A 22,410-nucleotide genomic window follows, 5' to 3' on the forward strand; every position below is an offset into this window, starting at 1 on the left:
CTAACTTGCGCCAAAATGCACGGATCATCCGAGCATATCTGTGTTTCTTGATCATTTCACGCATGGCCACCGGTTGATGAGAACTCTTCCGAAGCGCACGTATTCCAAATTTGTTTAAAAACCGGGGCGGCTAAACTGGCGTCGGCGCAATACTGATCAATACTTGAACTGTCGGCGAGGCATCTCCCCCAAGTGTCGCGCCGATATAGGTACCAACGGACCGCGTACCTTTGTTTTACTCCTAATGGTCTTAACCCGGATTCACCCCCCAGAACCCGGGTTTTTTTTGCCTGCGATTCAGGGGTCATCGACCCCGTAGAAGCTGCTGAAGGCTGCGATCTTTACCGGCGTTACGCCGATGCCCTGACATGCGCCAACGGAAACAACCGCTTGAAATTCTCAGTGGTCTGCTCGGCAAATCGCTCGTAAGACTCACCCCGCAGCATCGCCAGAAACTCTGCCACTTCCCGCACATATTGCGGCAGGTTCGGTTTGCCGCGATAAGGGATCGGTGCCAGGTACGGCGAATCGGTTTCCACCAGCAAACGGTCGGCCGGGACTTTGCTCGCCACGTCGCGCAATGCATCGGCATTGCGAAACGTCACAATCCCGGACAGGGAAATGTAATAGCCCATGTCCAGCGCAGCCTTGGCCATGTCCCAGTCTTCGGTAAAGCAATGCAGCACACCGGCCTGGGGCAATGCGGCTTCGCGCAACAGGCTCAAGGTATCGGCGCGGGCACCACGGGTGTGGATGATCACCGGTTTGCCGGTTTGCTGGGCGGCTTGCAGATGCAGACGAAAAGACTCCTGCTGCAACTCCGCCGCTTCCGGCTCGTAGTGATAATCGAGGCCGGTTTCACCAATCGCCACCACCCGCGGGTGATTCAGCTCCTGCAGCAACCAGTCCAGCGCCGGCGCGGCACCGGGTTGCACGTCTAGCGGATGCACACCGACCGAGCAATCGACGTCGTCATAACGCTCGGCCAGGGCTTTGACATCGGCGGCATTGTCGACGCTGACGCCGATGCACAAAAAGTGCCCGACCCCGCGTTGGCGGGCCGCATCGAGGGCGGCATCCAGGGAGCCGCCGTGGGCGGCGAGGTCGAGGCGGTCAAGGTGGCAATGGGAATCTACGAGCATAAAAGGGCTGCAACTTACATCGTATGAGTGGGACGGTCGGATTTCAGCGCTCCGGCCAGATGGGTTTCGATTCGACTGCGAGCGGTGTTGTCACCGTCGTTGAACTGCACGCCAACGCCGGCGGCGCGGTTGCCCTGGGCGCCTTTCGGAGTGATCCAGGTGACTTTGCCGGCGACCGGAATTTTTTCCGCTTCGTCCATCAGGTTCAGCAACATGAACACTTCGTCGCCCAACTTGTAGCTTTTGTTGGTCGGGATGAACAGGCCGCCGTTCTTGATGAACGGCATGTAGGCCGCGTACAGCACGGACTTGTCCTTGATGGTCAGGGACAAAATGCCGTTGCGCGGCCCGGTGTTGACGGGTTCATTCATGCTGACCTCCATGGCTGATGCTCAGAGTCTAGTCACTTCTGGCCCGGCAAAGACACCCATTGCACCAGCAGCGCTTCAAGCAGCAGCGCCGGATTGAGGTTGGCCTTGCTCATCACCTTCTGACGCTGGGCGAGGATCCAGTCCTGAATAGTGAGGACTTTGGCCTGCCCGGACTTCTGCGCCAGGTATTGAATGACCTTGCGCATGTCCATCAGGCCCAGGCCTTCTTCATCCTGGGTCAATTGATAGCGCAGGATCAGGCTCGACCAGTCGCAGAACCAGTCGAACAACAGCAATTGCGGAATACTTTTCCATTCTTCGGCCAGTTGCGTCGGCGACTTCTGCTGCTTGAGCAACTGCTTCACGCCTTCAACCACCAGCACGCGCTGTTCGCGCACGCCCTGGTTTTGCAACTTGACCGCAGCCAATGGTGAACCGGCCGCCAACGTCAGCAATTCGACGCGCTCTTCCTGCGAGCAATCCGGCAAGGCCTTGGTCAACCACGCCAGGCTCATCGCCTCGCTGGGCAGCGGACAGGCTTGCTGCTGGCAGCGGCTCTTGATGGTTGGCAGCAAACGGCTGGTCTGGTGACTGACCAACAGCAACACGGTATCGCCGGACGGTTCTTCAAGACTTTTGAGCAAGGCGTTGGCGGCGTTGACGTTCATCGACTCGACCGGCTCGATCAGCACCACTTTGCGCCCGCCCATCTGCGCGGTCTGGACCACGAAGCTGACCAGATCACGCACCTGATCGACCTTGATTGCCTTGTCGGCCTCTTCCGGCTCCAGGATGTAGTTGTCGGGGTGACTGCCGGCCTTGAGCAACAGGCAGGACTTGCACTCACCGCAGGCATCCTGGACCGTCGGACGCTGACACAGCAAATGCGCCATCAAGCGTTCAGCCAAGGCACGTTTGCCGATCCCGGCCGGACCATGGAGCAAATAGGCATGGGCGTGTTGCTTGCGGCCCGCCAATTGCAGCCAGAGCTCGTCCTGCCATGGATAAGCCTCAGCCACGGGTCAACTCCAGCAAACGCGGGAGCAACGCATTCAGGGCCTGCTGAACCTGTGGCAACGGCTGGGCGGCATCCACCAGCACATAGCGCGCCGGATCCGCCTCAGCGCGCTTGAGAAAGGCGCTGCGCACCGCATCAAAAAAGGCTCGGCCTTCGAGTTCGAAACGATCCAGCCGACCGCGAGCACTGGCACGGGCCAGGCCGACTTCCACCGGCAGGTCGAAAATCAGGGTCAGGTCCGGGCGCAAGTCGCCCTGGACGAAAGTTTCCAGAGTGGCGATGCGATCGAGCGACAAACCGCGGCCGCCGCCCTGATAGGCGTAGGTCGAATCAGTGAAACGGTCGCACAAGACCACCGCGCCACGGGCCAGCGCCGGACGGATCACCTCGGCCAGATGCTGGGCGCGGGCGGCGAACACCAGCAGCAGCTCGGTGTCGGGGTTCATGACTTCGTCCACCGGGGCCAGCAGCACTTCGCGGATGCGCTCGGCCAACGGCGTACCGCCCGGCTCGCGGGTCAACAGCACTTCGATACCCGCGGCGCGCAGGCGCTCGGCCAGGTATTCGCGATTGGTGCTCTTGCCGGCGCCTTCCGGGCCTTCCAGGGTAATAAACAAGCCAGTCACAGGCAGTCCTTAATCAGAGTCATTGCGGGCTTTGCGGTGCCGGCGTCGGCGCATCCGGTTCGGGTACGGGTTCTTGCGCGGGCATTGGCGGTACGGCTTCCGGCGCGGGTGCGGGTGCGGGTGCGGGTGCCGGAGGCGGTTCTTGCGCCGGCACTGGCGGCACCGCTTCGGGCGCGGTATCGGGTGAAGCGGCAGGAATCGGCGTCTCGGCTTCCGGCGTCACAGCCCCGTTAGTCGGTGCCGGGCTGGAGCGGTAATCGGCACGCCGCTTGAGCTGGAACTCCCGGACCGCCGAGTTATGCGCATCCAGATCATCGGAGAACACGTGGCTGCCGTCACCGCGAGCCACAAAATACAGACTGTTGCCGGCCACCGGATTCAGCGCCGCATGGATCGCCTCGCGGCCGACCATGGCAATCGGCGTCGGCGGCAGGCCTGAAATCATGTAGGTGTTGTACGGCGTCGCTTCCTTGAGATGGGCGCGGGTCAACTTGCCGTTGTAGCGATCACCCAGACCGTAGATCACGGTCGGATCAGTCTGCAGCATCATGCCCATCGCCATGCGCCGCACGAACACACCGGCAATCTGCCCGCGCTCTTGCGGCACGCCGGTTTCCTTCTCCACCAGCGAGGCCATGATCAGCGCCTGATAGGGTTCGGTGTAGGGCACGTCAGCCGCGCGTTTTTCCCACTCCTTGGCCAACACCTCGTCGAGGCGCTCATAGGCTTTTTTCAGCAGCTCGGCGTCGGTCATGCCGCGCACGAAGCTGTAGGTGTCCGGGAAGAAGCGGCCCTCAGGGAAAATCCCGCTGTGGCCCAGCTTGTCCATCACTTGGGTGTCGCTCAGGCCGGTCAGGGTTTGTTTGAGCTTGTCATCCTTGGCCAGTGCCGCGCGGACCTGATGGAAGTTCCAGCCTTCGACCAGCGTCACGTTGTACTGCACCACTTCGCCGCGCTTCCACAAATCGATCAGGCCGTTGACGTTCATACCCGGCAGCATGCGGTATTCGCCGCTATGAATCGGCGTGGTGGACAGGTTGAAGCGCCAATAGACGCGCAACCAGAAGGCATCCTTGATGACGCCATCGGCTTCGAGTCGATAGAAAGTGCGGGTCGGTGTCGTGCCCTTGGGCACTTCCAGCAGTTCTTCCTGGGTGATGTTCAGCGGCTGTTCCAGCGCCGAATGGATTTTCCAGGCCGAAGCGGCTGACAGCAGCCCTGCCAGAACCAATCCGGTTTCCAGCAGCAGCAAGAGTTTACGTCTCACGTATCAAGCATCCAGTAGCGCGCGGGCAATGGTTTGGAGTTTACGGGTGAGCGGGCCAACCGACCAGCTCAGTGCTGCATAGGCGCGCACCGGCCAAACGCCATACACGCTGTTGCAGACGAAGACCTCATCGGCCCATTGCAACTGATCGAGGCTGATGTCAGTGATTCGCGTGGGGATCCCCAACGACTCAGCCTGAAACAATAATTCGGCACGCATCACGCCGGCCACGCCACAGCGCTTGAGATCGGAAGTGATCAGTACACCATCGCGCACCAGGAACAGGTTGCTGAAGACGCCCTCAATCACCCTACCCACCCGATCGAGCATCAGGCCTTCGGTGTGCTCGGTGTCTTGCCATTCGGAACGGGCGATAACCTGCTCCAGGCGATTCAAATGCTTGAGACCAGCGAGCAATGGCTGGTTGGACAGGCGTGTGGCACAAGGGAACAATCGAACGCCCTGCTCGGCATGCGCAGCAGGATAAGCAGCCGGAGGATTGCCTTGCAGAATGCGCCGAGCCTGGGCCGAAGGGTCGGGGGCATAACCGCGCAAGCTGTCACCACGAGTGAGGATGAGCTTGAGCACGCCCTCGCCCAGCGCTGCGGCATAGGTCAGCAGTTCGCTGCGGATCAGTTCCTGATCGGCAGTGATCGCCAGGCGTGAACAACCCTGCGCCAGGCGTGACAAATGCCGGTCCAGCAACAACGGCTGCCCACCGCGCACGGCAATGGTCTCGAACAGACCATCACCGTAAGCCAGGCCGCGATCCTTCAGCGACAGAGCGTCAGCCGGCTGACCGTCGACCCAGCTGTCCATCAGTCAGCGAACCGGCGGAACACCAGCGAGCCGTTGGTACCGCCAAATCCGAAGGAGTTGGACAGCACCACATCGATATCCATGTTGCGCGCGGTGTGCGGCACGAAGTCGAGGTCGCAGCCTTCGTCCGGCTCATCGAGGTTGATGGTCGGCGGCGCCACCTGGCTGTTGATCGCCAGCACACTGAAGATCGCCTCGACCGCGCCCGCCGCACCCAACAGGTGACCGGTCATGGACTTGGTCGAACTGACCGCCAGTTTGTAGGCGTGATCACCAAACACCGTCTTGATCGCACAGGCTTCGGCGAGGTCGCCGGCCGAAGTCGATGTACCGTGGGCGTTGATGTACTGGACTTGGTCGCCATTGATCTTCGCATCGCGCAGAGCATTGGTGATGCAACGTGCAGCGCCTGCACCGTCAGCCGGTGGCGAGGTCATGTGGAACGCGTCGCCACTGGTACCAAAGCCGATCAGCTCGGCGTAGATGGTCGCGCCACGAGCCTTGGCGTGCTCCAGCTCTTCGAGCACCAGCGCACCGGCGCCATCGGACAGAACGAAGCCATCACGGCCCTTGTCCCATGGACGGCTGGCGCGGGTCGGCTCGTCGTTGCGGGTCGACAGTGCACGGGAGGCACCGAAGCCACCCATGCCCAGACCGCAAGCGGCCATCTCGGCACCGCCGGCAATCATCACGTCGGCTTCGTCGTACATGATGTTGCGTGCCGCCATGCCGATGCAGTGCGTACCGGTGGTACACGCGGTGGCGATGGCGTAGTTAGGCCCCTGTGCACCCAGATGGATGGACAGGAAACCGGAAATCATATTGATGATCGAGCCAGGCACGAAGAACGGCGAAATTCGACGAGGGCCGGAATCATGCAGTGTGCGGCTGGTTTCTTCGATATTGGTCAGACCGCCAATACCCGAACCCATGGCCACGCCGATGCGCTCACGGTTGGCGTCAGTGACTTCCAGACCGGAGTTACGCACAGCCTGAAACCCTGCGGCCAGACCGTATTGAATGAACAGGTCGAGCTTGCGGGCTTCCTTGACCGACAGGTATTCCTCGACATTGAAGCCCTTTACCGAGCCGCCAAAGCGGGTGGAATAGGCAGAAAGGTCGGTGTGTTCGATCAGACCAATGCCACTGCGGCCAGCCAGAATGCCCTGCCAACTGCTCGGCACATCCGTGCCCAGTGGCGACAACATACCCATACCGGTGACTACGACGCGTCTACGCGACACAGCACTCTCCTTTTTCAAATGACGACTTTGCATCAGGCCTAAAGAAAAAACCGCACGCCGTGATGGCAGTGCGGTTTTTCCATGACAGCGAGCAACGATTACAAGCTATTAAGCCTGATGGTTAGTAACGTAATCGATTGCAGCTTGTACAGTAGTGATCTTCTCAGCTTCTTCGTCAGGGATTTCGGTCTCGAATTCCTCTTCCAGAGCCATCACCAGCTCAACGGTGTCAAGGGAGTCGGCACCCAGGTCTTCAACGAAGGAAGCAGTGTTGACCACTTCTTCTTCTTTAACGCCCAGTTGCTCAGCAACGATTTTCTTGACGCGCTCTTCGATGGTGCTCATACCTTGTTTTCACTCCTAATGGACAAATTCAGGCAGCTGGCCAGTGGGTAAGTGTATAGAAAGACTTTTCAGTTTTTCAACTGAAAGCTTCACTCCTCAAACCCTGGGACCCTCTGCCTATAAATAGATTGCAGCTTTATAACGGATTTTAGACAGCTCGTATGACATTTTTTTGAAGCAACCCGTCACATTTAACTCATGTACATCCCGCCGTTCACCGGGATTGTAGCCCCAGTAACGTATGCCGCACCGTCGGATGCAAGAAAAGCGACCACAGACGCAATCTCTTGTGCTTGCCCCAGACGACCCAGCGGAATCTGCGTTATCAAGCTTTCACGCTGTGCTTCGGGCAGTTCGCGGGTCATATCAGTGTCGATGAACCCTGGAGCCACCGAGTTTACCGTAATCGAACGCGAACCGACTTCACGCGCCAGTGCACGGCTGAAACCTTCCAGACCGGCCTTGGCGGCTGCGTAGTTTACTTGGCCTGCGTTGCCCATGGCACCCACAACCGAACCAATACTGATAATTCGTCCCCAACGGGCCTTGGTCATGCCGCGCAAAACACCCTTGGACAGGCGGAATAGACTGTTCAGGTTGGTATCGATGACGTCGTTCCATTCGTCGTCTTTCATGCGCATCATCAGATTATCGCGGGTGATGCCGGCATTGTTGACAAGGATTACCGGGACACCGAACTGCGCAGTGATACTCGCCAGCACCGCTGCAACGGATTCGTCGCTGGTGACATTGAGTTCCAGGCCAGTGCCTTGGATACCGTTTTCTTTCAGGGTAGCGGCGATGCGCTCGGCACCAGAGGCGGAGGTCGCGGTGCCGATGACGATGGCGCCTTCACGACCCAGCTCCAGGGCGATAGCCTGGCCGATACCGCGGCTCGCACCGGTGACCAGTGCAACTTTACCTTGCAGACTCATGCAAGTTTCTCCTGATTCAGGCCAGCGCTGCGCGAGCGGCAGCGAAAGCGTCTGGGGTATTGAGGTTGGATGTCGATACGCCTTCGGCGCAGCGTTTGTTCAGGCCGGCAAGCACCTTGCCCGGACCGCACTCGACCAGTTGGGTCGCGCCCTTGGCCGCCAGCGCCTGGATCGATTCGACCCAGCGCACAGGCTTGTAGAGCTGCTCAAGCAGATCGCGCTTGAGGGTTTCCAGATCGGCCGGCACCGCAGCGCTGACGTTCTGCACCACCGGAATCTGCGGCACCTGCCAGTCGATGGCAGCGATGGACTCGGCAAACCGCTCGGCCGCCGGGCGCATCAGTTCGCAGTGGGACGGCACGCTGACCGGCAACGGCATGGCGCGCTTGGCGCCACGGGCCTTGCAGCCTTCGATGGCGCGTTCGACCGCCGCCTTGGCGCCGGCGATAACCACCTGGCCCGGGGAGTTGAAGTTGACGGCGCTGACCACTTCGCCTTGCGCCGCTTCAGCACAGGCTGCCAGCACATCAGCATCTTCCAGACCGAGAATAGCGGCCATGCCGCCCTGCCCGGCAGGAACGGCTTCCTGCATTAGCTGACCACGACGCTCGACCAGTTTCACCGCATCGCCCAGGCTCAGACTGCCCGCTGCTACAAGCGCGCTGTACTCGCCCAGGCTATGACCGGCCACGTAAGCCGGACGCGCGCCGCCCTCAGCCAGCCACAGACGCCACAGGGCGATCGAGGCGGTCAGAATGGCCGGCTGGGTTTTATCGGTTTGATTGAGTTGCTCTTCCGGCCCTTGCTGGGTCAGTGCCCACAGGTCGTAACCCAGAGCATCGGATGCTTCTTTGAATGTTTCGAGGACCACTGGATGTTGCGCGCCCAACTCGGCCAGCATGCCGAGGGACTGCGAACCCTGTCCTGGAAAGACGAATGCGAGGGAAGCAGACATGTAACAAGCCCCTAATGATCTTGTCGTCGGAGAATTGACGTCCCGCTTGGGGGACGCAAGAAACTGACAGTTGGATGGCCAATTGAACTGAGCGGTCACATTTAAGCATTGTCCGACGAAAACGCCTAAGGCAACAAATCCTCAAGACGACCGTGAAGCCGTTCCGGGAGGTTTTCCTGGATCTCTATAAGCGCGCGCTGGATTGCACTCTGAAAGCCCTGCACCCCGGCCGAACCGTGGCTTTTCACGACAATGCCCTGCAAGCCGAGGAAGCTGGCGCCGTTGTGTCGCGCCGGGGCCAGATCCGCCTGCAAGCGCTTCATCAACGGCAACGCCAGAGCACCAACCATCCGCGAGGCCAGGCTTTTCTTGAACAACGCTTCGATGCGCCCGGCAATCATGGTCGCCAGGCCTTCGCTGGACTTGAGCAGGATATTGCCGACAAAGCCGTCACACACCACCACATCCGCCTCGCCGCGGTACACACCGTCACCTTCGACAAAACCGATGTAGTTGATGCCACGGGCGCTCTGCAACAAGGTCGCCGCCAGCTTGACCTGCTGATTGCCCTTGATGTCTTCAGTACCGATGTTCAGCAAGGCTACCCGTGGGCGAACAACCCCCAGGGTTTGCGCCGCCACCGAGCCCATGATCGCGAATTGCAACAGGTGTTCCGCGCTGCAATCGACGTTGGCACCGAGGTCAAGCAACTGGCAATAACCCTTCTCGGTCGGGATCGCCGCCACCATCGCCGGCCGATCGATGCCCGGCAAGGTCTTGAGCACAAACCGCGACAACGCCATCAGTGCACCGGTATTGCCGGCGCTGACGCAAGCCTGGACCTTGCCATCACGCAACAGCTCAAGCGCCACGCGCATCGACGAATCAGGCTTGCCACGCAAGGCCTGGGCCGGTTTTTCGTCCATGGTGATGACCTCGGACGCCGGCGTAATCGACAGGCGCGCGCGATCCACAGCCGAATGGCCGGAGAGCAGTTCTTCTAAAAGGGTAGGTTGACCGACGAGGGTCAGGTGCAGCGAGGGCGTAGCAGACAGGCAAGCAAGGCTGGCCTGAACAATGCTGCGGGGACCGAAGTCCCCGCCCATTGCGTCAATCGCGATGACTTGAGCAGACAAGTGATTACTCGTCAGCGCCCTTGTCGATCACTTTACGGCCACGGTATACGCCTTCTGGCGATACGTGGTGACGCAGGTGAATTTCACCGGTGGTTTTTTCTACAGACAGAGTGCTTGCCGTCAGGGCATCGTGCGAACGACGCATGTCACGGGCAGAGCGGGATTTTTTGTTCTGCTGAACAGCCATAATTGATTAACTCCTAAACGTTTGGGTCACGCTTTAACTGCGCCAATACACTGAACGGGTTGGACCGCGTTACCTCGTCCTCGCTCGGTTCGGGCTCATCGAGACCCGCCGGCTGCTGGCATTCTTCCGGATGATGAGCAGGCACAATGGGCAAGGCGAGCAGAAGCTCCTCCTCGATCAGTGACTGCAGATCCAATGGATCTTCGCCCAGTTCCAGCACGTCATAACCTTTCGGTAACGACTGGGTATTCGCACCCTCCTTCACCACAGCGTAACTGCATTCGCTATGGATCGGCAGGGTGACCAGCTCAAGACAACGCTGGCAAACCATTTTGACTTCGGTGTCGATAAAGCTGTGGATTACCACAGACTTACGTTCATCTCGTTCAAAAACGAATTTAGCCTGCACCGTACCGACAGTGTCGGAAAGCGGGTCGCAGAGTCTCTCCAAATCGGCCAGCAGCAGTTCACCTTGAAGGGTGGTGCCACGATCAGCCAATTTGCGCGGGTCAACGTGAGGTGGAATCGGGTCATTCAACATAGGCGCAGCATTATAGGGATGCACCCAGCCATGTCAAAGGAAATTCAGCCCTGTCCGTCACTTGGAAGCCTCGCTAGAATTCGCCCCTGCCTTTTGGAGATGCCTATGCTGCCTTTATTACTCGCTTCAAGCTCGGTTTATCGCCGGGAATTGCTGGCCCGCTTGCAGCTTGAGTTCACCTGCCGCTCGCCGGATATCGATGAAAGCCATCGGCCGGACGAGTCCGCCATTAATCTGGTAAAGCGCCTGGCCGAAGAGAAAGCCCGCGCGCTGGCCGAGAGCCATCCCGCGCACCTGATCATCGGCTCAGACCAGGTCGCGGTACTCGGCGAGCGGATTATCGGCAAACCGCACACGTTCGAAAAGGCCCGCGAACAGCTAATGGCCGCCAGCGGCGCCAGCGTAACCTTCCTGACCGGCCTGGCACTGCTCAACAGCCAGACCGGCCACTGCCAGGTCGACTGCGTGCCGTTCACCGTACACATGCGCACGCTCGACCCGGCGCGCATCGAACGTTACCTGCGCGCAGAACAGCCCTACGACTGCGCTGGCAGCTTCAAGGCCGAAGGTTTGGGGGTGAGCCTGTTTCAAAGGACCGAAGGCCGTGACGCCACCAGCCTGATCGGCCTGCCGCTGATTCGCCTGATCGATATGCTGCTGGCTGAAGGTATGCAGATACCTTGAAGATCAAAAGATCGCAGCCTCGTTTCACTCGACAGCTCCTACATTGAAATGCGTATCTCCTGTAGGAGCTGTCGAGTGAAACGAGGCTGCGATCTTTTGACGTTAAAAAACCGGCCGAAGCCGGTTTTTTTATGCGCTCAAGCAATCAGCGCAACGATGGACCGTGAAACCCCATCCACATCGCAATCTGCTCAGCCACACTGGCGCCGAGCTTCTTGGAGAACCGATCAAGCGGCGACTCCTGGACGGTGAAGTCCACGATTTCTTTCTCGCCAATGATATCGCGAGCGACAGAACTGGTATTCCCCAGACCATCGATCAAGCCCAGTGGCAGTGCCTGCTCGCCCGACCAGACCAGCCCGGAGAACAGCTCCGGATGATCCTTGTCCTTCAGACGATCACCACGACCCTTCTTCACGCTGGCAATGAACTGCTGGTGAGTGGTGTCGAGCACGCCCTGCCAGAACTGGGTTTCCTCAGGTTTCTGTGGCTGGAACGGGTCCAGGAAGGACTTGTGTTCGCCGGAGGTGTAGGTACGGCGCTCAACACCGAGCTTCTCCATGGTACCGACAAAACCGTAGCCGGCCGCCGTCACGCCAATGGAACCCACCAGGCTCGCCTTGTCGGCGTAGATCTGATCCGCCGCACTGGCAATGTAATAAGCACCGGAAGCCCCCAGGTCCGAGATCACGGCGTACACCTTGATATTCGGATGCAAGGCACGCAGACGGCCAATCTCGTCATAGACGTAACCCGACTGCACAGGGCTGCCACCGGGACTGTTGATCCGCAGGATGATGCCCTTGACCTTCTCGTCTTCGAAAGCGGCACGCAGACTGGTGACGATGTTGTCAGCGCTGGCAGTCTCTTTGTCAGCGATAACGCCGGTGACATCAATCACCGCCGTGTAATTCGAGCCACGAGTAGCGCTTTTTTCCATGCTGATCAGCGGCGACAGCAACAGCATCGCAACGAACAGATACGTAAAAGCCAGGAATTTGAAGAAAATCCCCCAGCGACGGGAGCGGCGTTGTTCCTGCACACCTGCCAGCAAGGTCTTTTCCAGCAGCTTCCAGCTCTTCTCGTCACCACCGTCAGCGCTCGACTTGTCAGGCGCTTTCCATTCGTCGGTCATTCCATCTACCCCAGCAAAAATGTATTAGGTGCGTTGATTCAACCACGCGTGCAATTCAGAAAAATGATCAATGGCCAGTCGCGGCTCAAAAAGTTTCAGAGCCTCGATGGACTGGGCGCCATAGCTGACCGCAACCGAATCCATCCCGGCGTTGCGCGCCATTTGCAGGTCGAAGGACGAATCCCCGACCATCAACGCCTGCGGCGCCGCAACGCCGCAATGGGCGAGAATCTCTTCCAGCATCAGCGGATGAGGCTTGCTGGCGGTTTCATCGGCGGCACGGGTGATATCGAAATAATCTTCCCAGCCGTGAGCCTTGAGCACCCGATCCAGCCCGCGACGCGCCTTGCCGGTCGCGACCGCCAAGTGATAACCCGCGTCGCGAAACGCAGCCATCGACTCAACCACGCCTTCGAACAGCGGCGAAGGCACTGCCTCCGCGGCGATGTAGTGATCCGCGTAGTGCTGACGGAACGCTATCAGCTCGTCGCCGCCGATGTCCGGGTACAACGTGCGAATCGCCTCGGGCAAGCCCAGGCCGATAATGCCTTTGACGGCAAAGTCATCGCACAATTGAAAACCGGAGCGCTCGGACGCGACGTGCATCGCCTCGACAATCCGACCAATGGAATCGGCCAAGGTGCCGTCCCAATCGAAAATCAGCAGTTTGTAATCAGAGGGGTGCACTCAGGCGCTCCACGGTCTTGGCCCACATCTCGTCGACCGGCGCCTGCAACTTGAGCTCGCCGCCATCAGGCAACGGCACGGTCAGCATGTAGGCGTGGAGGAACAGGCGTTTGCCGCCCAGGTCACGAATTTCCTTGCTGAAATCGTCATCGCCGTACTTGGTATCGCCAGCAATGCAATGCCCGGCGTGCAAGGTGTGGACGCGGATCTGGTGAGTCCGGCCGGTAATCGGCTTGGCTTCGATCAGGGTGGCAAAATCGCCGAAACGACGCAGAACCTTGAACACGGTCACCGACTCCTTGCCCTCCTCCTCGTCGACCTCGACCATGCGCTCACCGGAGCGCAGATTGCTCTTGCCCAGCGACGCACGGACTTGCTTGATCGAGGCCGCCCAGTTACCACGGACCAGCGCCATATAGCGCTTGTCGACACCGTCGCCGCGCAATGCCGTGTGCAAGTGGCGCAACATGCTGCGCTTTTTGGCGATCATCAGCAGGCCGGAGGTGTCACGGTCGAGGCGGTGAACCAGTTCGAGCTCCTTGCAATCGGGACGCAGCTGACGAAAGGCTTCGATCACGCCGTAGGTCAAGCCACTGCCGCCGTGAACCGCAATGCCGCAAGGCTTGTTGATCACGATCAGGGCTTTGTCTTCGAAGATAATCGAGGCTTCAAGGCGCTGGAGCAGGCCTTGTGCCAGCGGTACCGGCTCGTCGCGCTCAGGCACGCGAACCGGCGGCACGCGCACGATATCGCCCGCCTGCAGCTTGTATTCGGGCTTGATCCGGCCTTTGTTCACTCGCACTTCGCCTTTGCGCAAAATGCGGTAAATCAAGGTCTTGGGCACGCCTTTGAGCCGAGCGAGAAGGAAGTTATCAATACGTTGGCCGGCATATTCCGGCGAGACCTCCAGCAGTTGTACGGCTGGGGTCGAGGGGGCGGTAGTCGTCATGGCGCGGATGATAACAATTTTTTATGGAATTGAAGCACTTAATCATTGCTGCTATAGTCGCGAACGCCGCCAAAAGCGGCCTGGACAGCGGACTAACGGTCAAAAACCGGCCCTGACCAACGCAATTCACCAGGACGCGAGGCCGTCCTACGGGGCTTTCGCTACGTAACGGTGGAGTTTGCAGGTGTAACGAGCGCAGGTGACATGAGGCCTGAATCAAGCGGCAAAGCAGAGTTTTCACTCGCCTTGCGAGCCAATATTCATGGCCAGTTCACAAAGTGCAGTCAGCTGCGAATGACCCCGAGCGAACGCTTCGGAAACAACGCCTAAATTAGCCATGATGCGTGACCTCCCCTTTCGGAGCTCACGGTAAATGCCAACCCGCTGCGGATTCTGCGCGCGGCAGCACCCGAATTATCAGGGATACGTGTAGGGTGGAGATGCACAACCGCTGGACTGTGTAGCAATAGGCTTTATCAAGACGCTTCATCTCGTCCACAGCCGCTGGTTGATTCCTCCTCCTGACTGAGTGCTTAAGTAGCCACAGCAAGCAGGACGCGTACGTCGCGACGCCGGCCCACATTGGCCGCCATCGCTAGACACTGGAGTGTCCAACCACTCCTGACGCACCTGACACCGACCGTGAGAAGTCGTGTGTGCCGAACGCCGTTTCCGGCAGCCCGGAAACCGACGGTACTACATGAAAAGAATGCTGATTAACGCAACCCAACCCGAAGAGTTGCGTGTTGCACTGGTAGATGGCCAACGCCTCTACGACCTGGACATCGAATCCGGTGCACGCGAGCAGAAGAAGGCCAACATCTATAAAGGCCGGATTACTCGCATCGAACCAAGCCTTGAGGCTGCCTTTGTCGATTTCGGCTCCGAGCGCCACGGCTTCCTGCCCCTCAAAGAAATCTCCCGCGAATACTTCAAGAAAGCCCCCGAAGGCCGCGTCAACATCAAGGACGTCCTGACCGAAGGCCAGGAAGTCATCGTTCAGGTCGAAAAAGAAGAACGTGGCAACAAGGGCGCAGCCCTGACCACCTTCATCAGCCTGGCCGGTCGTTATCTCGTTCTGATGCCGAACAACCCGCGTGCCGGCGGTATCTCCCGTCGCATCGAAGGTGAAGAGCGCAACGAACTGCGTGAAGCCCTGAACGGCCTGGTTGCCCCGGCCGACATGGGGCTGATCGTGCGCACTGCCGGCCTGGGCCGCAGCAGCGAAGAAATGCAGTGGGACCTCGATTACCTGCTGCAACTGTGGACCGCTATCAAAGAAGCCTCGCTGGATCGCTCCGCGCCATTCCTGATCTACCAGGAAAGCAACGTGATCATCCGCGCCATCCGCGATTACCTGCGCCAGGACATCGGCGAAGTGCTGATCGACAGCGTTGAAGCCCAGGACGAAGCCCTGACCTTCATCCGCCAGGTGATGCCGCAGTACGCCAGCAAGATCAAGCTGTACGAAGACAGCGTTCCGCTGTTCAACCGTTTCCAGATCGAAAGCCAGATCGAGACCGCTTTCCAGCGCGTAGTCGAACTGCCTTCCGGCGGCTCCATCGTTATCGATCCGACCGAAGCCCTGGTGTCCATCGACATCAACTCGGCGCGCGCCACCAAAGGCAGCGACATCGAAGAAACTGCCCTGCAGACCAACCTTGAAGCCGCCGAAGAAATCGCCCGTCAGTTGCGCTTGCGCGACATCGGCGGCCTGATCGTCATCGACTTCATCGACATGACCCCTGCCAAGAACCAGCGCGCCGTGGAAGAGAAAGTCCGCGAATGCCTGGAAGCCGACCGCGCTCGCGTGCAAGTCGGTCGCATCTCGCGCTTCGGTCTGCTGGAAATGTCCCGTCAACGCCTGCGTCCGTCCTTGGGCGAAAGCAGCGGCATCGTTTGCCCGCGTTGCAACGGCACCGGCATCATCCGCGACGTTGAATCGTTGTCGCTGGCGATCCTGCGTCTGATCGAAGAAGAAGCCCTGAAAGACCGCACCGCGGAAGTTCGCGCCCAAGTGCCGATCCCGGTGGCCGCGTTCCTGCTCAACGAAAAACGCAACTCGATCACCAAGATCGAACTGCGCACCCGTGCCCGCATCGTCATTCTGCCGAACGATCACCTCGAAACGCCGCACTTCGAAGTTCAGCGTCTGCGTGATGACAGCCCGGAAGCCCACATCAACCAGTCCAGCTACGAAATCGCTGCTGCCGCTGCCGAAGTGGAAGAAGTCCAGCCAGCCGCCGCGACCCGCACCCTGGTTCGCCAGGAAGCCGCGGTCAAGACTGCTCCGGCCCGCGCCAACGCGCCAGTGCCGACCGAAGTCGTCGCTGCCGCACCGGTTGCCGCACCGGCCGCCGCGCCAGAGCCAAGCCTGTTCAAAGGCCTGGTGAAGTCGCTGGTCAGCCTGTTCGCCACCAAGGAAGAGCCTGCCGCTCCGGTTGTGGTTGAAAAACCAGCGACCAGCGAACGTCCGGCCCGTAACGAAGAGCGTCGCAACGGTCGTCAGCAGAGCCGCAACCGTAACGGTCGCCGCGATGAAGAACGCAAGCCTCGTGAGGAACGTGCACCGCGTGAAGAACGCGCACCACGTGAGCCACGCGAAGAGCGTCAACCACGCGAAGCCCGTGAAGAGACCGCGACTCCGGTCGTTGCTCGCGAAGAACGCGCTCCACGCGCCCCTCGTGAAGAACGTGCACCGCGCGCTCCACGTGAAGACCGCAAGCCACGTGGCGACCGCGAAGAGCGTCCGGTACGTGAACTGCGTGAGCCACTGGATGCCGCCCCGGCTGCGCCAGTCGCCGCCGCTGCCGTTGCTGCGACCGCTGAAGAGCGTCCGGCCCGTCAGCCACGTGAAGAACGCGCCCCACGCCCACCGCGTGAAGAGCGTCAACCACGTGCCGAACAAGCTGCCACCGCTGCTTCCGAAGAAGAAGTGCTGACCGGCGAAGAGCAACTGCAGGAAGACGGTCAGGAAGGCGCCGAAGGCGATCGTCCACGCCGCCGCTCCCGTGGCCAGCGTCGTCGCAGCAACCGTCGCGAGCGTCAACGTGATGCCAACGGCAACGTGATCGAAGGTTCGGAAGAATCCGAGTCCGCCGAAGGTAACGAAGCCAGCGAAACCAACGAAGCGCCAAGCGCTGCCGATCTGGCCGCCGGCCTGGCTGTTACCGCAGCCGTTGCCAGCACCGTGATCAGCGCTCCGGCTGAAGCGCAGGCTCACGAGCAAGCCGAACGCGCCACTGCTGCTGTTCAGGAAACTGCACCGGTAGAAGCGCCGGCCGTTGAAGCGACTACCCCGGTAGAAGCCACAGCCGCTCCGGAAGTTGAAGTAGCACCGGTTCGTGAAGCACAGCCTGAAGTTCAGGTCGCTGCCGAGCCTGCTTTCATCGCCGAGCCAACGGTTGCAGCAGAACCGGTTGCCGAAACATCGACCGAAACCGTGACCGAAGTTGTTCGCGAAGTGCGTGAAGAGCAAACCGCGTTCAACTGGGTTGCCGAGCCGGTAGCCGCCGAGCCAGTCGTCGAAGCACCAGCGCCAGTCGTTGAAGCTCCGGTTGAGGCTCCGGTCGCTGAAGCGATGGTGTCCGAGCCAGTGGTTGCTGCTGCCGAGCCTGCTCCGGTGGTTGAAGCCCCGGTTGTTGCCGAAGTGGCTGCACCGGTGGTACAAGCCGCTCCTGTCAGCGCCCTGACCGAAAATGGCCGCGCGCCGAACGACCCGCGTGAAGTGCGTCGCCGCAAGCGTGAAGCCGAGCGTCTGCAGAAAGAAGCCGAACTGGCTGCCGCTGCTGCACCGGCTGTTGCCGAGCCAGCACCGGTTGTGGCTGAAGTCGTCGAGGCAGCGCCTGCCCCGGTGGCTGAAGTTGCTGCCGAACCGGTTGAATCCGTGATCGACGAAGCTCCGCGCTCCGTTCAGGAAGCGGTACAGCAACACGAAGAAGCCCTGGAAAAAGAGCACGAGCCTAAACCCCTCGTCTGATTCCATCGGCCACTAAAAAGCCCCGTCTGGTGATCCAGGCGGGGCTTTTTTTTGCCTGTAAAAACCGATGCGCGGCAGTGGTTTATTATCGAAGCGCTTATGCCCCAAGCTAAACCCTTGTTGAAATATTTGTAAGCAAGTATTACGAAACCATCGTGCAACGTGCAGAATAGAGCGGTTGCAGGGCTCAAGGCAGGCCCTGCCACGGTCCGAAAACCGTCGGCCCGTTATGGAGTAAGAGTGCATGACTATGGAAATTGCTGAGCTGGACGCTTTTAAAGCGATTGTTGACTATGGCAGCGTTACGCAGGCAGCGATCCGGTTGAACCGCGCTCAATCCAGTATTTCCTTCCGGATCAAGACGCTTGAATCACGACTCGATACCAAGCTGTTCGAACGTTCCGGTCGTGGCATCACGATGACGGCGCAAGGCAAGGAGCTCTATGCCTACGCCTCACAAATCCTCGAACTGGTGGCGCGTGCCCAGGCCAGCCTGAACCAGACAAAAGCCGAAACACGGGTTCGCCTTGGGGTCATCGAAAACCTCACCATCACTCGCCAGAATCTGCTGCAAAGCATCGTGGCCAATCCAGAAGGCCTGGCGGTGGATGTCAGCATTGGCAATACACAGTCGCTGCTCAAGGATCTTGAGGCCGGCAAGCTCGACGCGGTGATTGTCGGCGCTGGCTTTGCACCTGCGCATTATCGCCGGGTGACGCTATTCAACGATCCGTTGGCGCTGATCTACAGCGCAACACAACCGGCCATTCAGGACCTGAAAGCGTTCAGCGGCCAAGTGTTCCTGGTCAATAGTCGGCGCAGTGCTTCGCAACGCAATCTCGACGAACTGTTTCTGATGGGCAACATCACCCCGGAAAAAATCATCGAGTGTGGTTCTTATCCGCTGTTGTTTTCGAATGTGATCAATGGCGTCGGTGTGGCCCTGGTGCCGCTGTCACTGGTTGATACGTGCTGTCGCAGTGAACAGGTGCAAACGTACTTCCTGAGTGGCTCCTATGCCTCGCTGACCACCGAATTCGTGTTTTTCGATCACCCTGGCAAACCCGCCCCCAGGGCATTGGCGCAATGGGTACTGGACTTCGAAAAACCGGCCCGCCCGCCGCTGATGGCATCGGCGGGATAACAGGCCGGGGTCCTGTCAGCAGTTACACGATTGGCGCACCACCTCATCCTCGAACAGGTTGGACAATTGCAGGCCATCCTCCTGGCTGCTCGCACGAATGACGTCACCGTGCTGCAACTCGAAAGCGTCCTTGTCGGTGCTTATCGAAGCGCCGAGCAACACGTAGTGAACCGTTCCGGGCTCGCAGAGTTCTTCATGCTGGAACAGCAGGGCTTCGAGTTCGCGCTTGGTAAACATCAGTTGATCCAGCCCCAAGAGTGACTGCTTGTCCCACACGGTTTCCCCGCGCCGGACAATCGAACTCCTCACCACCGTGTGGCGCGGTGGTTCAGCGATCACCAGTTCTTGGCACAACGCGGTGTTGCGCAACTTGGAAAGACCGGCCAGCCCGGGTTGGGTGTGACGCAACACCGGATCAGAGAAATCCACCGCCAGGGTGTAGCCGATGTAACGCGGATTTCGGCAATCGTCGATGAGGTACACACACGCATACTCAATCTCAATTCCCGCGCCGCTGGCGTGACACGGCGATTTGATCGCCCGGGAAGCAGATACCAGGCCTTTGCCATTGCCTTTGTAGTACCAGTCCGGCGAGGACCGTTCAGGCATGGGCAGACCATTGACCGAACGGTGCGTATAACCGAAACCGCTGACCATACACACCGCATCCAGCGCGGGCTGCAGCGGCACGTTGAAGGTCATTGATGCCAGCGCTTCAACCGGTACCGCTGTCACGGACAAGCCGCTTTTGAAGTGTTCCCAGGATTGCTTGCTGCGCATGAACCCCACGGCCAACGCCTGAGAAGTCTCGGCGCCTTCAACCTGCCAGACCGCAGACGATGTTCCCTCGCCCTGCACAACACCCACCCACCGCACACCGTGGCGGTCGACCGCATCGATGATTCTGTCCATCAAGCGGCCTCCGTGCGCAGCGCCACCGGCGCCCGGCGTTTAATCGAACACAGGATCACCCCAAACACGATCAACACCAGGCTGACCAAGTGATAGGCATGCAGTTGCACGTCCAGGAACACGATACTGAACAGCCCGCCGGACAGCGGCACCAGGTGCGTGAAGATCTCGCCACGGGTGGCTCCGATTTCGCCGATGCCTTTGCTCCAGAACAGATACGACAACCAGGACGGAAAGATCACCAGATAGGCCAGGCCCAGCCACGGTGCCGCGCCCTGCCCGAGGTTGAACGTCAGGTCCGGGTGCAACGCCCAAACCCCGAGGCTGAACGGAATCAGGCACAGCGCCCCCACGACCGCGCAATACGTCACGAACGCATTGCCGGCGATGGTTTTGGGCTTGGTCCGCAAGAAGGAACAATAGACAGCCCAACTGGCGGCCGAAGCCATGGTCCAGAAATCACCTTTGTTGAAGCCCTCCAGGAAGCTCAAATCGGATAAATGCCCCATGGTCACCAACCAGAACACCCCCACGGTGCTGATCACCACCCCAAGCATGTTCGAGCGGGAGATGAAATCACCGAAAACAAAGCGATTGAGAGCCAGTACCAGGCATGGCGTGGCCGACAGATAAATCGCCGCATTCAACGAACTGGTGTATTGCAACCCGATATACAACGTCAGCGGAAAGATAACTTGCCCGCAAACCGCCAGCATCACCAGGGTCAGCCATGACTTGCGCGCGGCCGGCAAACTGGCAATCACGGCTTTATAGTTGATCAACAGAAGTAATGCACTGGTAATCAACCATCGAAGTTGCGACAGCAGCACCGGATCAACATCCACTACCATCAACTTTCCGACGACATAGTTACCGCCCCAGAACACGGCGGCGAGTGAAAGTAATAAATACGGCATTGGCGCCTCCGTTAGAGCTTCTTCATTAACATGAAAGAGGCGCCGTCAAACTCGACTTCCCCTTGCAGGTGGAACACGTCCTGATACACAGACAATTGCGCCTGTAACACATCAGTGATGGGCACCAACAACAGGCCCTGTGTCGCCAGCACCCGGGCCAGTTCATTGACGTAGATGCGGCAAGGCTCGGCTTCGACTGGCGAACTGTTGGCGACAATCAGTGAGTAGCCCAGTCGGCGGCGATAGTGGAAGTCGCCGGCCGAAGCGAATGGCAGCCTCGCAAAGTCCAGGTCTGCGCGCAGTCTCAGCTGTTTGTGGCCGTAGTCCTGAGCCCACTGCAAATGGTGCGCAAAGGGCAGACGGGAAGTCGAGATGACATCCAGACTGTGCCGGGCGAACGCTTGCAGCTGCGTGTTATCGGTCGGCGCGATCAGCAACACGGACTTCTTGCCCGGTGTGTCGAGATAGTCCGTCAGTGCTGCCGGCAAGGGCGGCGTCTCGCGCTTCGGCGTGTCACGGTAGATCATCAACCAGTCCGAATTGATCGCGGCCCAATCGCTGACTTGCAGCGTCTGCTCGATCGACGGCTGGTAGGTTTCCATGAGGTGCGCCTTGAACGGCAGGTACTGCAGGACTTTCCCCTGATCGCCCACGATCGAATAGTCGCCGACCCAGGTATTGAGGAAGGAACGGATCCCGACGATGCTGGCCTTGCCCAGGTAATCCGCGTTCCAGCCGACGATCGCTTCACGCCCGACCCACGCGTAATCGCACAGTCGCACCGGCGGCAGGCGCGTCATCGCGACAGTCCGCGAGCCAATGGAGAGTCGGCCATAAGGATCATGGTCCTGACGCAGCAATTGACTGCCCGGCGACAGCCAGACACCGTCGCCAATATCCACATCACCCCCGGCATTGACCGCGGCATTGCGGCCGAAACGCACGTACTGACCAATCTTGATCGAAGGCAGTTCGTCCGCCGAGTGATCAAGTTGATGATCGGCATGGGGGTGACTGAAATACGCACCGTTTTCAAAGTGAGTGGGGGAAATCAGATGTTCCCCGACCTGCTCCTTGACCAGCAGCGGCGAACCACTGGTATTGACCGTAAAGTGCTGCGCAGACAAACCGAAGTCATCGCCCAGTTCTTTCAGGCGTTCGCCAAACGTGACGCCGAACTTGATCTCGTCGCGATGACAACTGATGGTTTGCGCGGCTTTTCTAAGTTGTCGAAGTGTTTTTACATACCGCGGAACAGGTTGAAAAACATCTGCAGAACTTAATGCCCGCTCCAATGCCCCCAACTCCTGTATATCACTGTCCAGTTCCAAAGGACTGACACTGACCGACGCATCCATATAGTGCTTTATCATGTAGGCTCTTTTTTCTAATGAGTGCTGACCGGATATTCACCCCA

General features: G+C 59.4%; 22 protein-coding genes. 3 read left to right on the plus strand and 19 right to left on the minus strand.

Annotated elements, in window-relative coordinates; genetic code table 11:
- Positions 1–350: 350 nt before the first annotated feature.
- The 13 genes from HB680_RS18170 to HB680_RS18230 all read right to left on the minus strand — a co-directional run bounded on the left by HB680_RS18170 (position 351) and on the right by HB680_RS18230 (position 10,586).
- The gene (locus HB680_RS18170; RefSeq protein WP_213939958.1) at positions 351–1,142 is read right to left on the minus strand and encodes a TatD family hydrolase; all 792 of its coding nucleotides are present in this window, start codon (positions 1,140–1,142) and stop codon (positions 351–353) included.
- Positions 1,143–1,156: 14 nt separating this feature from the next.
- Complete coding sequence (locus HB680_RS18175; RefSeq protein WP_054051788.1) at positions 1,157–1,513, minus strand: PilZ domain-containing protein; 357 nt, start codon at positions 1,511–1,513, stop codon at positions 1,157–1,159.
- 32 nt (positions 1,514–1,545) lie between these two features.
- Positions 1,546–2,532, minus strand: coding sequence for a DNA polymerase III subunit delta' (locus HB680_RS18180; RefSeq protein WP_213939959.1), 987 nt, complete (start codon positions 2,530–2,532; stop codon positions 1,546–1,548).
- On the minus strand, positions 2,525–3,157 hold the full coding sequence (gene tmk / locus HB680_RS18185; RefSeq protein ID WP_213939960.1) for a dTMP kinase: 633 nt from the start codon (positions 3,155–3,157) through the stop codon (positions 2,525–2,527). Before tmk ends, HB680_RS18180 begins: the two co-directional genes overlap by 8 nt.
- A gap of 19 nt (positions 3,158–3,176) precedes the next feature.
- Entirely contained in the window at positions 3,177–4,424 is a 1,248-nt protein-coding gene (gene mltG, locus HB680_RS18190; protein ID WP_213939961.1) for an endolytic transglycosylase MltG, read from the minus strand.
- Between the two features lie 3 nt (positions 4,425–4,427).
- Positions 4,428–5,243, minus strand: coding sequence for an aminodeoxychorismate lyase (gene pabC, locus HB680_RS18195; RefSeq protein ID WP_213939962.1), 816 nt, complete (start codon positions 5,241–5,243; stop codon positions 4,428–4,430).
- A complete protein-coding gene (fabF, locus tag HB680_RS18200; protein WP_213939963.1) occupies positions 5,243–6,487 on the minus strand; it encodes a beta-ketoacyl-ACP synthase II in 1,245 nt (414 codons plus the stop codon). Before fabF ends, pabC begins: the two co-directional genes overlap by 1 nt.
- Before the next feature lie 108 nt (positions 6,488–6,595).
- Positions 6,596–6,832 (minus strand): acyl carrier protein, encoded by a 237-nt coding sequence (gene acpP / locus HB680_RS18205; protein ID WP_003442511.1) that lies wholly within the window; start codon positions 6,830–6,832, stop codon positions 6,596–6,598.
- A gap of 191 nt (positions 6,833–7,023) precedes the next feature.
- The gene (gene fabG / locus HB680_RS18210; protein WP_213939964.1) at positions 7,024–7,767 is read right to left on the minus strand and encodes a 3-oxoacyl-ACP reductase FabG; all 744 of its coding nucleotides are present in this window, start codon (positions 7,765–7,767) and stop codon (positions 7,024–7,026) included.
- 16 nt (positions 7,768–7,783) lie between these two features.
- Positions 7,784–8,722, minus strand: a complete 939-nt coding sequence (gene fabD, locus HB680_RS18215; protein ID WP_213939965.1) for an ACP S-malonyltransferase — start codon at positions 8,720–8,722, stop codon at positions 7,784–7,786.
- A gap of 125 nt (positions 8,723–8,847) precedes the next feature.
- Positions 8,848–9,858, minus strand: coding sequence for a phosphate acyltransferase PlsX (gene plsX, locus HB680_RS18220; RefSeq protein ID WP_256735577.1), 1,011 nt, complete (start codon positions 9,856–9,858; stop codon positions 8,848–8,850).
- Positions 9,859–9,862: 4 nt separating this feature from the next.
- Entirely contained in the window at positions 9,863–10,045 is a 183-nt protein-coding gene (rpmF, locus tag HB680_RS18225) for a 50S ribosomal protein L32 (RefSeq protein WP_008152339.1), read from the minus strand.
- 13 nt (positions 10,046–10,058) lie between these two features.
- Positions 10,059–10,586 carry a YceD family protein gene (locus tag HB680_RS18230; protein ID WP_004371317.1) on the minus strand — a complete coding sequence of 176 codons (528 nt, stop codon included), beginning with the start codon at positions 10,584–10,586 and terminating at the stop codon, positions 10,059–10,061.
- A gap of 105 nt (positions 10,587–10,691) precedes the next feature.
- Here HB680_RS18230 and HB680_RS18235 point away from each other — a divergent pair, with 105 nt between their 5' ends.
- On the plus strand, positions 10,692–11,270 hold the full coding sequence (locus tag HB680_RS18235) for a nucleoside triphosphate pyrophosphatase (protein ID WP_213939966.1): 579 nt from the start codon (positions 10,692–10,694) through the stop codon (positions 11,268–11,270).
- Between the two features lie 145 nt (positions 11,271–11,415).
- Here the strand turns inward: HB680_RS18235 and sppA are convergent, their stop codons facing one another.
- From sppA to rluC, 3 genes are read right to left on the minus strand one after another with little or no spacing between them, the layout of a single operon-like run.
- Entirely contained in the window at positions 11,416–12,405 is a 990-nt protein-coding gene (gene sppA / locus HB680_RS18240; RefSeq protein ID WP_213939967.1) for a signal peptide peptidase SppA, read from the minus strand.
- Between the two features lie 24 nt (positions 12,406–12,429).
- Positions 12,430–13,092, minus strand: coding sequence for an HAD-IA family hydrolase (locus tag HB680_RS18245; RefSeq protein ID WP_213939968.1), 663 nt, complete (start codon positions 13,090–13,092; stop codon positions 12,430–12,432).
- A complete protein-coding gene (rluC, locus tag HB680_RS18250) occupies positions 13,079–14,041 on the minus strand; it encodes a 23S rRNA pseudouridine(955/2504/2580) synthase RluC (protein WP_054051763.1) in 963 nt (320 codons plus the stop codon). Before rluC ends, HB680_RS18245 begins: the two co-directional genes overlap by 14 nt.
- Positions 14,042–14,741: 700 nt before the next feature.
- Between rluC and rne the strand changes: the two genes are divergently transcribed.
- Both rne and HB680_RS18260 read left to right on the plus strand, forming a co-directional pair.
- Positions 14,742–18,020, plus strand: coding sequence for a ribonuclease E (rne, locus tag HB680_RS18255; protein WP_213939969.1), 3,279 nt, complete (start codon positions 14,742–14,744; stop codon positions 18,018–18,020).
- Between the two features lie 244 nt (positions 18,021–18,264).
- Positions 18,265–19,164: a LysR family transcriptional regulator gene (locus tag HB680_RS18260; RefSeq protein WP_213939970.1), complete on the plus strand. Its 900-nt coding sequence runs from the start codon at positions 18,265–18,267 to the stop codon at positions 19,162–19,164.
- A 15-nt stretch (positions 19,165–19,179) separates the two neighbouring features.
- Here HB680_RS18260 and HB680_RS18265 read toward each other — a convergent pair whose 3' ends face one another.
- The 3 genes from HB680_RS18265 to HB680_RS18275 are packed head-to-tail and all read right to left on the minus strand — an operon-like array spanning position 19,180 to position 22,366.
- Positions 19,180–20,076 (minus strand): hypothetical protein, encoded by an 897-nt coding sequence (locus HB680_RS18265; protein WP_213939971.1) that lies wholly within the window; start codon positions 20,074–20,076, stop codon positions 19,180–19,182.
- The gene (locus HB680_RS18270; RefSeq protein WP_123598498.1) at positions 20,076–20,993 is read right to left on the minus strand and encodes a DMT family transporter; all 918 of its coding nucleotides are present in this window, start codon (positions 20,991–20,993) and stop codon (positions 20,076–20,078) included. The genes HB680_RS18265 and HB680_RS18270 overlap by 1 nt, the downstream gene beginning before the upstream one ends.
- 11 nt (positions 20,994–21,004) lie before the next feature.
- Complete coding sequence (locus HB680_RS18275; protein WP_213939972.1) at positions 21,005–22,366, minus strand: hypothetical protein; 1,362 nt, start codon at positions 22,364–22,366, stop codon at positions 21,005–21,007.
- Between the last annotated feature and the right edge of the window lie 44 nt (positions 22,367–22,410).

The organism is Pseudomonas sp. dw_612 (genome assembly GCF_018449725.1).
Classification (GTDB): Bacteria; Pseudomonadota; Gammaproteobacteria; order Pseudomonadales; family Pseudomonadaceae; genus Aquipseudomonas.

Coding starts and splice junctions, on each gene's coding strand:
- HB680_RS18275 (WP_213939972.1), bottom strand. CDS start 22,366: ATGATAAAGCACTATATGGATGCGTCGGTCAGTGTCAGTCCTTTGGAA.
- pabC (WP_213939962.1), bottom strand. CDS start 5,243: ATGGACAGCTGGGTCGACGGTCAGCCGGCTGACGCTCTGTCGCTGAAG.
- HB680_RS18260 (WP_213939970.1), top strand. CDS start 18,265: ATGACTATGGAAATTGCTGAGCTGGACGCTTTTAAAGCGATTGTTGAC.
- HB680_RS18230 (WP_004371317.1), bottom strand. CDS start 10,586: ATGTTGAATGACCCGATTCCACCTCACGTTGACCCGCGCAAATTGGCT.
- HB680_RS18265 (WP_213939971.1), bottom strand. CDS start 20,076: ATGGACAGAATCATCGATGCGGTCGACCGCCACGGTGTGCGGTGGGTG.
- HB680_RS18270 (WP_123598498.1), bottom strand. CDS start 20,993: ATGCCGTATTTATTACTTTCACTCGCCGCCGTGTTCTGGGGCGGTAAC.
- rne (WP_213939969.1), top strand. CDS start 14,742: ATGAAAAGAATGCTGATTAACGCAACCCAACCCGAAGAGTTGCGTGTT.
- sppA (WP_213939967.1), bottom strand. CDS start 12,405: ATGACCGACGAATGGAAAGCGCCTGACAAGTCGAGCGCTGACGGTGGT.
- rpmF (WP_008152339.1), bottom strand. CDS start 10,045: ATGGCTGTTCAGCAGAACAAAAAATCCCGCTCTGCCCGTGACATGCGT.
- HB680_RS18175 (WP_054051788.1), bottom strand. CDS start 1,513: ATGAATGAACCCGTCAACACCGGGCCGCGCAACGGCATTTTGTCCCTG.
- HB680_RS18170 (WP_213939958.1), bottom strand. CDS start 1,142: ATGCTCGTAGATTCCCATTGCCACCTTGACCGCCTCGACCTCGCCGCC.
- HB680_RS18235 (WP_213939966.1), top strand. CDS start 10,692: ATGCTGCCTTTATTACTCGCTTCAAGCTCGGTTTATCGCCGGGAATTG.
- fabD (WP_213939965.1), bottom strand. CDS start 8,722: ATGTCTGCTTCCCTCGCATTCGTCTTTCCAGGACAGGGTTCGCAGTCC.
- rluC (WP_054051763.1), bottom strand. CDS start 14,041: ATGACGACTACCGCCCCCTCGACCCCAGCCGTACAACTGCTGGAGGTC.
- fabG (WP_213939964.1), bottom strand. CDS start 7,767: ATGAGTCTGCAAGGTAAAGTTGCACTGGTCACCGGTGCGAGCCGCGGT.
- acpP (WP_003442511.1), bottom strand. CDS start 6,832: ATGAGCACCATCGAAGAGCGCGTCAAGAAAATCGTTGCTGAGCAACTG.